Annotated in this window: 9 protein-coding genes; 8 read left to right on the forward strand and 1 reads right to left on the reverse strand. The window is 67.5% G+C overall.

Going from position 1 to position 10689, the window contains the following annotated elements:
• Positions 1-356 precede the first annotated feature (356 nt).
• Both AC3WQZ_RS10750 and AC3WQZ_RS10755 read left to right on the forward strand, forming a co-directional pair.
• Complete coding sequence (locus tag AC3WQZ_RS10750) at positions 357-824, forward strand: MgtC/SapB family protein (protein WP_010813951.1); 468 nt, start codon at positions 357-359, stop codon at positions 822-824.
• A 196-nt stretch (positions 825-1020) separates the two neighbouring features.
• Positions 1021-1527, forward strand: coding sequence for a DUF2628 domain-containing protein (locus AC3WQZ_RS10755; RefSeq protein ID WP_010813950.1), 507 nt, complete (start codon positions 1021-1023; stop codon positions 1525-1527).
• Positions 1528-1548: 21 nt separating this feature from the next.
• Here the strand turns inward: AC3WQZ_RS10755 and AC3WQZ_RS10760 are convergent, their stop codons facing one another.
• Positions 1549-2451 (reverse strand): LysR family transcriptional regulator, encoded by a 903-nt coding sequence (locus AC3WQZ_RS10760; RefSeq protein WP_439669762.1) that lies wholly within the window; start codon positions 2449-2451, stop codon positions 1549-1551.
• A 190-nt stretch (positions 2452-2641) separates the two neighbouring features.
• Between AC3WQZ_RS10760 and AC3WQZ_RS10765 the strand changes: the two genes are divergently transcribed.
• From AC3WQZ_RS10765 to AC3WQZ_RS10790, 6 genes are all read left to right on the forward strand, one after another.
• Positions 2642-3556, forward strand: a complete 915-nt coding sequence (locus tag AC3WQZ_RS10765; protein ID WP_492300522.1) for an SDR family NAD(P)-dependent oxidoreductase — start codon at positions 2642-2644, stop codon at positions 3554-3556.
• Positions 3556-4800 (forward strand): CaiB/BaiF CoA transferase family protein, encoded by a 1245-nt coding sequence (locus AC3WQZ_RS10770; protein WP_492300524.1) that lies wholly within the window; start codon positions 3556-3558, stop codon positions 4798-4800. Before AC3WQZ_RS10765 ends, AC3WQZ_RS10770 begins: the two co-directional genes overlap by 1 nt.
• 146 nt (positions 4801-4946) lie before the next feature.
• On the forward strand, positions 4947-5153 hold the full coding sequence (locus AC3WQZ_RS10775; protein ID WP_010813946.1) for a DUF6494 family protein: 207 nt from the start codon (positions 4947-4949) through the stop codon (positions 5151-5153).
• Positions 5154-5446: 293 nt separating this feature from the next.
• On the forward strand, positions 5447-7639 hold the full coding sequence (locus AC3WQZ_RS10780) for a type I secretion system permease/ATPase (RefSeq protein WP_492300526.1): 2193 nt from the start codon (positions 5447-5449) through the stop codon (positions 7637-7639).
• On the forward strand, positions 7623-9011 hold the full coding sequence (locus AC3WQZ_RS10785) for an HlyD family type I secretion periplasmic adaptor subunit (RefSeq protein WP_439669765.1): 1389 nt from the start codon (positions 7623-7625) through the stop codon (positions 9009-9011). The genes AC3WQZ_RS10780 and AC3WQZ_RS10785 overlap by 17 nt, the downstream gene beginning before the upstream one ends.
• A gap of 74 nt (positions 9012-9085) precedes the next feature.
• A partial coding sequence (locus AC3WQZ_RS10790; RefSeq protein ID WP_492300527.1) for a VCBS domain-containing protein occupies positions 9086-10689 on the forward strand: 1604 nt, incomplete at its 3' end.

A 10689-nucleotide genomic window follows, 5' to 3' on the forward strand; every position in this document is an offset into this window, starting at 1 on the left:
CAAGAGGCCGGCGCAGCGGCCTCTTGCGCGGGGATGGCTGGCAGGCCGGGCCTGGGAATCAGTGCATGAAGAGCCAGATCAGGACCAGGATGAAGGCCGGGACGCCAAGTAGCCAGGCAAGGATATAGGGCATGGTGCAACTCCTGTCGATGACGGTAATCGGTGATTCCAATATAGGAATGCCGTCATGGCGGCACTGTCGGCGAGCTTCCGCTTGCGGTGTAGGACGCAGCCGCAAGCGCCTGGCGGACGGCCCGCGCGGTGTGGCGCGAGCGCCTTGGGGCCCGCCGGCCCGGTTGCCGGCAGGCCATCCCGTGCTACGCTCAGGTCTGTACCCAAGCACCCGGAGACGAGCCATGGACGGGGTCTGGTCCGAGATCTACAGTGTCTTGCGCGCCGAGTTCGCCGATGTGCCGGACGCTGGCGAGGCCACCCGCATCCTGGCACGCCTGTTCATGGCGGTGTTGCTGGGCGGCCTGATCGGCTATCAGCGCGAGGCCTCCGGCAAGGCAGCGGGGCTGCGCACCCATATGCTGGTGGCGCTGGGCTCGGCGCTGTTCGTGCTGGTGCCGCTGCAGGCAGGGACGCCGCTGGCCGACATCAGCCGCGTGCTGCAGGGGCTGATTGCCGGCATCGGCTTCCTTGGCGCCGGCGCGATCCTGAAGCACAGCGACGAAGCCCACATCCAGGGCCTGACCACCGCGGCCAGCATCTGGATGGTCGCGGCCATCGGCGTGGCTGCCGGCCTGGGTCGCGATACCACCGCGGTGATCGCCACCATTTTCACGCTGGTCATCCTGCAGGTCCTGCAGCGCTGGAAATAGCGCACCCGCGCCCGGTGCATCCGGCACCCCGTGCCGCCCGGCGTGCGCCGGTCTGTTCGCTTGCCCGCCAATTTGCGTCATTTCCCACAGTAATGCGCGCCAGCGCACGCTGCCCGCGCGCGCTGCGCCCTATGCTGTGGCACAGGTTGCGCCGCGATCCACAGGCGCGGCCGTGGCAGAGCAGGGGGAGGCAGCCATGAAATCATCGATCCGTGACGATGCGGCGCTGGCCGCATTCGTGGGGCCGCGCTATGCGTACTACAGCCAGCGCTGGTCCCTGGCAGAGGCACGCGGCGGCATGTCGTGGAACTGGGCGGCGTGCCTGCTGGGGCCGTTCTGGATGGCCTACCGGCGCATGTACTGGCAGGTGGGGGTCTATGCGCTGATCGTCTGCGCCGAACCGGTGCTGCACGCGCTGTTCGGGCTGAAGATGCCGCTGGCGGTCCGGCCGATGCTGTATGCCATGGCGCTGCTGCTGGGCATGTATGGCAACCAGATCTACCGCTGGCATGCCGAGGCGACCATCCGGCACCTGCGCGAGTACCATTTCTCACCGGAACTGGTGCACGACTCGCTGGCGCGCTGTGGCCGCACCAGCTGGCCCGGTGTGTTCGCCATGGGCCTGCTGCTGGTGGTGATGGCGGTGTCGCTGAGCCCGCTGGCGGGGCTGGTGGTGCAGGGCGGCGGGCTGGCCGCCGGCTGAACGGTCGGCGGCTTCCCTGATTTACACGGGCTCGCGCGCCGCGTCGACCAGGTACTGGATCAGGGTTTCGGCAAACTGGGGCAGTTCGCGCCCCGGGCGGCGCACCAGGCGCAGCTCGCGCTTGGCCCATTCGTCTTCCAGCTGGATAAAGCGCAGCACCTTGCGGCTGGCGTAGCGGCGCGCGCAGCTGTTGGGCACGATGGCGATGCCCGCGCCGGCCTCGACCATGCGGCATACGGCATCGAAGCTGCCCACCTGGATGCGCAGGCTGATGCGCTTGCCCATGCCGCCGGCGATGCGGTCCAGGAACGACTGGATCGCGCTGAACTGGTTCAGGCCGACAAAGCGGCAGGTATCGAGCAGGTCGGCGAAATGCAGCCGCTTGAAGGCCGGCAGCGGGTGGTTGACGGGGGCGATCACGATCAGCTCATCGCTGCACAGATGCATCGCGTCCAGGTCCTGGGTGGCGACTTCACCGGCCACGATGCCCAGGTCGGCGGCGCCGGCGCTGATGGCCGAGACGATTTCCTGCGACAGGTGCTCTTCCAGCTCGATGTCCACGTCCGGGTTCTCGCTCAGGAAGCGCGATACGCCGATGGCCAGGAACGAGTTGGTGGCGGTGGTGTTGGCCAGCAGCCGCACCCGGCCCTTGACGCCCTTGGCATAGGGCCGCAGGTCGGCGTGCAGGCATTCCAGTTCGCGGAAGACCTCGCGCGCGTGGCGCAGCAGCGCATCGCCCGCCGGCGTCAGGCGCACCCCCTTGACCTGGCGGATCAGCAATTGTGTCTGGAACGCCTCTTCCAGTTGCTTGATCCGGGTGCTGGCCGCGGGCAGCGACAGGAAGCTGCGTTCGGCCGCGCGGGTCAGGTTCTCCGTCTCGCCAACGTTCAGGAAGAGGCGGAGGTCGGTCAGGTCGTAATGCATGGGCTTCCGTCAGGCCAAAGGCCAGTTTTGTGATTCGTGAATTCCAAAGTCTCGGCCGTCAATTTATCGTATCCACTGCGGCGTGGACATCCGGATTGACCGCACCGGCGGGCGAATGCCCGCGGCGCAGGGGTGTTTCGCCGGGTTTGCGGTCGGTGACCGCACAAAAAGTATTCAGAGGAGCAACGCAATGAGCGGTTTGATGGCAGGCAAGGTCGCGCTGGTGACGGGCGCAGGTGGTGGAATCGGGCGCGGCATCGCGCTGGCACTGGCCGCCGCCGGCGCCAAGGTGGTGGTCAACGACCTCGGCGTGTCGATGACCGGCGAGGGCGGCGACGCCGGCCCCGCTCAGCGCGTGGTGGAGGAAATCCGCGCCGCCGGCGGCGAGGCCGTGGCCAATACCGACAGCGTGTCGACCTGGAACGGCGCCAATGCCATCGTGCAATTCGCGCTGGACAACTTCGGCCGCATCGACGCCGTGGTCAACAACGCCGGCAACCTGCGCGACCGCATGTTCTTCAAGATGAATGAAGAAGAATGGCGCTCGGTGATCGACGTGCACCTGCACGGCACCTTCTTCGTCAGCCGCGCCGCGGCCAGCTACTTCAAGGACCAGGAGAGCGGCGCCTACGTGCACATGACCTCGACCTCGGGCCTGATCGGCAACCTGGGCCAGGCCAACTACTCGGCGGCCAAGCTGGGCATTGCCGCGCTGTCCAAGTCGATCGCGCTGGACATGCAGCGCTTCAATGTGCGCTCGAACTGCATCGCGCCGTTCGCCTGGAGCCGCATGACCAGCTCGATCCCGGCCGAAACGCCGGAAGAGAAAGCGCGCGTGGCCAAGCTGCAGAAGATGGAAGCCGGCAAGATCGCGCCGGTGGCGGTCTACCTTGCCAGCCCGGCCGCCAGCGAAGTCAACGGCCAGATCTTCGCGGTGCGTGCCAACGAGATCATCCTGATGAGCCAGCCGCGCCCGGTGCGCTCGGTGCACATGAGCGATGGCTGGACGCCTGAAACCGTGGGCGAGATCGCCATGCCGGCGATGCGCAACAGCTTCTTCAAGCTGGAGCGTTCGCCCGATGTGATCAGCTGGGATCCGATCTGATGGCGGGCAGCCAGGCCGCGGCGCACGGCGCGCTTGCCGGCGTGCGGGTGCTGGACCTGTCGCGCATCCTGGCCGGTCCCTGGTGCGCGCAGAACCTGGCGGACCTGGGCGCCGAAGTCATCAAGGTGGAGCGGCCCGGCGCGGGCGACGACACCCGTTCGTGGGGGCCGCCCTGGCTGCCCGGCGCGGACGGGCAGCCGTCGCGCGACGCCACCTACTTTGCCGGCGCCAACCGCGGCAAGCAGTCGGTGACGCTCGATATCGCCAGCCCGCAAGGGCAGGAGATTGTGCGCGAACTGGCGGCCAAGTCGCAGATCGTGCTGGAGAACTACAAGGTCGGCGACCTGAAGCGCTACGGGCTGGACTATGACAGCCTCAAGGCGATCAACCCGTCCATCGTCTACTGCTCGATCACGGGCTACGGCCAGACCGGGCCGAGCGCGCACAAGCCCGGCTATGACTTCATCTTCCAGGGCCTGGGCGGCCTGATGAGCGTCACCGGCGAGCGCGACGACCTGCCCGGCGGCGGGCCGCAGAAGGTGGGCGTGGCGGTGGTCGACATGCTTACCGGCATGTATGCCACCGTGGCCGTGCTGGCCGCGTTGCGCCATGCCGAGCGCACCGGCGAGGGCCAGCATATCGACATGGCGCTGCTCGATGCGGTGGTGGCGGTCGGCGCCACGCCGATCATCGCCCAGCGCGTGACCGGCAAGGCCATGCCGCGCTACGGCAATGCGCACGCCAATATGGTGCCCTACCATGTGTTTGCCACCGCCGACGGCTACATGATCGTGGCGGCCGGTAACGACGGGCAGTGGCAGGCGTATTGCCGCGGCGTCGAGCGTCCCGACCTGGCCGCCGACGAGCGCTTTGCCACCGGCCCCGGCCGCATCATCCATCGCGACACGCTGGTGCCGCTGCTCGAGGCGCATATGCGCACGCGGCCGACGGCGCACTGGGTGCAGGTGCTGGAAGCGCAGGGCATCCCGTGCGGGCCGATCAACGACTACGGCCAGGTGCTGGAAGACCCGCAGGTGCGGCATCGCGAGCTGCAGATCGACCTGGTGCGCGACGACGGCAGCCTGTGCCCGACCGTCAAGAGCCCGTTGCGGCTGTCGGCAACCCCGGTGCAATACGACGCACCGCCGCCGCGGCTGGGCGAGCATACCGAACAGGTGCTGGAATCGGTGCTGGGTATGTCGGCCGAGCGCATCGCCAGGCTGCGCGAGCAAGGCGTGGTCTGATTGGTGACGGATGCCTGGCAGGCAACTGCCGGGCACTGCCTGCTTCCGGGCGGATCACCAGGCCTCTGCACAAAGTCCCCCCATCGCCTAGGCTGTCTGGGTAGCGGCCCGAACCGTGATTCCCGGGTTCCCCACAGGAGACAGCCATGAACGAAGAGACCTTCAACCTCAGCATCCGCAAGTTCCTGAAGGTGGTCGGCGTCAGCTCACAGCGCGAGATCGAACAGGCGATAGCCAGGGCCATGGCCGACGGTACCATCGCCGGCAACGAGCACTTGCCGGTGTCGGTGACGCTGGAACTGGCGGGTGTCAAGCTCCAGGCGCGCTTCGAGGGTGAAATCCAGCTTGAGTAAGGCAGTCATGGCGGTGCTCGTTTTGGTTCTGTTTCTTGCGTGAAACGCCAAAAGGATGACCCCGCCCGGTCCTTTTGTTGCGCCATCTGATCCATCCGCAGTATGGGCGCGCAGGGCCCCTTCACATATTCTTCCCGGAAACGTCGAACCAATGGGACCGGGGGGAAACCATGGCTGGATGCAACGAGCGCATGCATTGCGCAGGGGGCGCGGTATGCGCAGGCCGTGCAACGCTATGTGCGCAAGGGCGGGTCACTCGCCACGCGCCGCTCTGAAGGGCGGGGGCCGTTGCCATGCATGCCGCCGCTGCGCCCGCAAGGAACATCGAGGACACCGGCTGGAACCTGCCGGATCCGGCAGGTCGGCACGCGCGCCCCGATGATCCGCTGCTGGCGTGCCTGCTCTGGCTGGCCCGGCGCTTCCAGCGGCCAGTCGCGGCCGAAGCCCTGATTGCGGGCCTGCCGCTGGAGGCGGAGCGCCTGACCCCTGCCTTGTTTCCACGCGCGGCCGCACGCGCGGGCATGTCGGCCCGGCTGGTCAAGCGCCCGCTGGGCGACATCCCGGACCTGGTGCTGCCCGCCATCCTGCTGCTCGACCAGGGCGAGGCCTGCGTAATGCTGCGCCGTGGCGACGTGGGCATGCTGCTGGTCTCGCAGCCGGAGTGGGGCGACGGCGAGCAGCCGGTCCGCCAGGAAGACCTGCTGGCCCGGTACACCGGCCATGCCATCTTTGTCCGGCCCGCGCACCGCTTCGAGGCGGCGGACGATGCCGGGCCGACGTCGCCACATGGATGGTTCTGGGGCGTGATGCGCCAGTCGTGGCCGCTCTATGGCGAGGTGCTGGTTGCCTCGCTGCTGCTCAGCCTGTTCGCGCTGGTCATGCCGCTGTTCACCATGAACGTCTATGACCGTGTGGTGCCGAACCATGCGCTGGAAACGCTGTGGGCGCTGGCCATCGGTGTGGGCCTGGTGCTTGGCTTCGAGCTGGTGATGCGCACGCTGCGGGGCTATTTTGTCGACGTAGCGGGCCGGCGCATCGATGTCACGGTCTCCGCGACGGTGTTCGAGAAGGTGCTGGGCATCGAGATGAAGGCGCGGCCGGCGTCGGTGGGCAGCCTGAGCAGCCAGCTGCATGAATTCGAGTCGGTGCGCGAGTTCCTGACCTCGGCCACCATCACGACCCTGGTCGACCTTCCGTTCGCCGCGGTCTTCATTGCGGCCATGTTCTGGGTCGGTGGCCCGCTGGCCTGGGTGCCGCTGCTGGCGGTGCCGTTGGTGATCGGCACCAGCCTGCTGCTGCAGGGACCGCTGTCGCGCGCGGTGCGCGCCAGCAGCGCCTGCGCGGCCCAGCGCCAGGCCGCACTGGTCGAAACCCTGGTGGGGCTGGAGACCGTCAAGACCAGCGGTGCCGAAGGTGCCGCCCAGCGCAAATGGGAGCAGGTGGTCGGGCAGATGGCGCAACTGGGGCTGCGCGCGCGGCTGCTCTCCGCCTGCGTGATCAACTTCTCGCTGTTCGCCCAGCAGGCCGCCACGCTGGTGGTGGTGGTGATCGGCGTCTACCTGATCGCCGACGACCGGCTGACCACGGGCGGCCTGATTGCCTGCACCATCCTTGCCGGCCGCGCGCTGGCGCCGCTGTCGCAAGTGGCGGGGCTGACCACCCGCTATCACCAGGCGCGCACCGCGCTGGCCGGCATCGACCGCATGATGGCGCTGCCCGTCGAGCGCCCGCCCGGCAAGCATTTCCTGCACCGTCCGCCGCTGCGCGGCGAGATCGAGTTCCGGCAGGTCAGCTTTCGCTATCCGGGCCGCGACATCGCGGCACTGGATGGGGTCTCGTTCCGCATTGCCAGCGGCGAGCGGGTTGGCCTGATAGGCCGCATCGGCTCAGGCAAGACCACCATCGAGAAGCTGATCCTTGGCCTGTACGCACCGGATGCCGGCACCGTGCTGGTCGACGGCGCGGAGGTGCGCCAGCTGGACCCGGCCGCGTTGCGGCGCGACATCGGCTATGTGCCGCAGGACGTGATGCTGTTCAGCGGGACGCTGCGCGACAACATCGTGATGGGCGCCCCGTACACCGACGACGAAGCGGTGCTGCGCGCGGCGCGCCTGGGCGGCGTGAGCGACTTTGTCGGTCGCCTGCCGGACGGCTATGACTTGCGCCTGGGAGAGCGCGGCGAAGGCCTGTCGGGCGGCCAGCGCCAGGCCATTGCCATTGCCCGTGCCGAGTTGCTGCAGCCGCCGCTGCTGCTGCTCGACGAACCCAGTAGCGCCATGGACAACCGCACCGAGGAGCAGTTCAAGGCGCGCCTGGCCTTAGCGCTGGGCGGGCGCACGCTGATCCTGGTCACGCATCGCGGCTCGCTGCTCAGCCTGGTCGATCGCCTGATCGTGATGGACCAGGGCCGTATCGTCGCCGATGGTCCCAAGGCCGAAGTCCTGAACGCGCTCGCGGGGAGGAAGCTCCATGTCGCTTCAGCCTGATCCGCAACGCATGGGGCCAGTGCGGCGCCTGATCGCCGCGCTGAGGCCACGTGCCGACGACACCGACTTCATGTGCGAGCGCGATGCGGCCGCGATGGCGCAACCGCGCTATTTCACGCACTGGATCCTCTGGTCCGCCCTGGTCTTCGTGCTGTTGGCGCTGGCCTGGGCCGCGCTGGCGCGGGTGGACGAGGTGGCCGTGGGCGAGGGCAAGGTGATCCCGTCGAGCCAGGTGCAGGTGGTGCAGAACCTCGAAGGCGGGATCATCGCCGAGATCATGGTGCGACCGGGGCAGGTGGTGAACAAGGACCAGCCGCTGATGCGCATCGACGATACACGCTTCACGGCTTCATACCAGGAAGGCCGCACCAGGGACGATGCGCTGGTGGCACGCATTGCGCGCCTGAGCGCCGAGGCCGACGGCACGGCGTTCGTGGCGAGCGCGCCGGCCGATGCCGAGGGCCGCCGCTTCGTGTCCGAGGAGCGCGCGCTGTTCGAGTCACGCAAGCGCGCGTTCGATGCCAATCTCGCCGTGCTGCGCCAGCAGTCCGAGCAGCGGCGGCAGGAGCTGACCGAGAAGCGCTCGCGCGAGCAGCAACTGCGGCAGAGCCATCGGCTGGTGGCACAGGAGCTGGCCATGATGCGCCCGATGATGGCGCAGGGCGTCGTGTCCGAGGTCGACCTGCTGCGGCTGGAGCGCCAGGCCAATGACCTGAAAGGCGAGCTCGAGGCCGCGCGGCTCGCCATGCCGCGCCTGGAGGCCGCCTACCGCGAGAGCCAGCAAAAAGCCGACGAACTGGGCACGCATTATCGTGCCGAGGCCATGAAAGAGCTCAACCAGGCCAAGGCCGAACAGGCCGCGCAGAGCGCCACCAACACCGCGCTGCAGGACCGCGTCGACCGTACCCTGGTACGCGCCCCGCTTGCGGGCGTCATCAAGCAGATCAAGATCAATACCGTTGGCGGCGTGGTGCAGCCCGGCATGGATCTGCTGGAGATCGTCCCGCTGGAAGACACGCTGCTGGTAGAGGCGCGCGTGCGGCCTGCCGACATTGCCTTCCTGCGGCCCGGCCAGCCGGCGGTGGTCAAGCTGTCGGCCTATGACTTTTCGATCTATGGCGGCTTTGCCGGCACCGTGGAGCATATCAGCGCCGATACGCTGACACCGGAGCGCCCGGGCGAGCGCCCGGAAAGCTACTACCTGGTGCGCGTGCGCACGCGCGACAACCGGCCAGGCGGCAGTGCCGTGCAGGTGCCCATCCTGCCCGGCATGGTGGCGACGGTCGATGTGCTGACCGGGCAGAAGACGGTGCTCCATTACCTGCTCAAGCCCATCATCAAGACCAGGGAACTGGCGTTCCGGGAACGATAAGAGCGGGCGGTTTGCCCACGACGACAACAAGCAAGGCATGGCCAGCAGGCTGGCATTCAGGACGGAGAGTGATCATGGCAACCCTGACAGGTAGCAACGGCAGCGACAGCATCAGCGGCACCACGTCCGCCGACACCATCCTGAGCGGCAATGGCAATGACTACGTCAGCGCCGGCGATGGCAACGACTATGTCGATGCCGGCAACGGCGACGATATCGTTGAAGGCGGCAGCGGCGACGACACGCTGCTGGGCGCCAACGGCAAGGACCGGGTCTTCGGCGGGCTCGGCAATGACAACTTGTCGGGTGGCAACGGCACCGACGCGGTCTATGGCGGCGGCGGCGATGACGTGATCGGCAGCATCGACGGCTCGTCGGCGCTTTACACCGGCGACAATGGCGGCGATACGCTGTATGGCGACGGCTATGACAGCTACGCCGACTACCTGCTCGGTGCCGGCCATGAGTCAGCCCGGCCGGGTAACGACCGCATCTATGGCGGCAACGGCGACGACCTGATCTACGGGGACAACGGCAACAATGCCGCCCTGGGCGGCGACGACATCATTGCCGGTGGCAACGGCAAGGACACCATCTACGGTGAAGGCGGCAACGACAAGATCGCCGGCGGGGCAGGCGGCGACACCCTGAGCGGCGGCAGCGGCGCCGACGTCTTTGTCTATAACGCCGTCTCCGACTCCACCGCGGCCGGCATGGATGTGATCACCGACTTCCAGCGCGGCGTGGACCACCTCGACTTGCGGCCCGTGCTGGGCGACACTGGCTTTGAATGGGGTGGCCGCCAGCCCACGGCCCACGGAGCCTGGTTCCAGCAATCGGGGGGCAATACCTATGTCTACGTGGATGTCGACGGCAATCCCGCCACGGCGGAAATGGTCATCAAGCTCAACGGCCTGCACGAACTGACCAAGTCGGACTTCGCTGGCTACGACAACCATGCGCCAACGGCAGTGGCCGATACCCACGCGATCGGCGAGAACAACTCTCCGAACCCGATCACCGGCAATGTGCTGTCGAACGACAGCGACGTCGATGCGGGGAACGTGCTGGCCGTGGCCAATCCCGGCACTTATGCCGGCCAGTACGGCACGCTGACGCTCCACGCCGACGGCAGCTACAGCTATGAGCTGGACAACGGCAATGGCCAGGTGCAGGCATTGCGGCAGGGCCAGCAAGTCCAGGACACGTTCAACTATGAGGTGTCCGACGGGCAGGCCAGCGCGGCTTCATCGCTGAGCATCCGGATTACTGGTGCCAACGATGGAGCCACGATCACGGCCTCGGACAGCGAAGACAAGGTGGTGACCGAGGCTGGCGGCGCAGGCAATGCTGAAACGGGTGACGCATCCGCCAGCGGCAAGCTGACGGTCACTGACGTCGATACCGGTGAAGCGCACTTTGCCGCAGTGCCGCCGGAGAGTCTGGCAGGACAGTACGGCACCTTCAGCTTCGACAGCAACACCGGCGCCTGGAGCTATACGCTCGACAACACCAAGGCCGATGTGCTGATCGCGGGCCAGCAGGTCAGCGATTCGCTGACGGTGTCCTCCGCCGACCAGAGCGCGCAGCAGACCATCAAGGTCGACATCACCGGTGCCAACGACCACGCCACCATCTCGGCCTCGGCCAGTGAGGACAAGGCGGTCACCGAAGCCGG

The organism is Cupriavidus sp. FW305-26 (genome assembly GCF_058787975.1).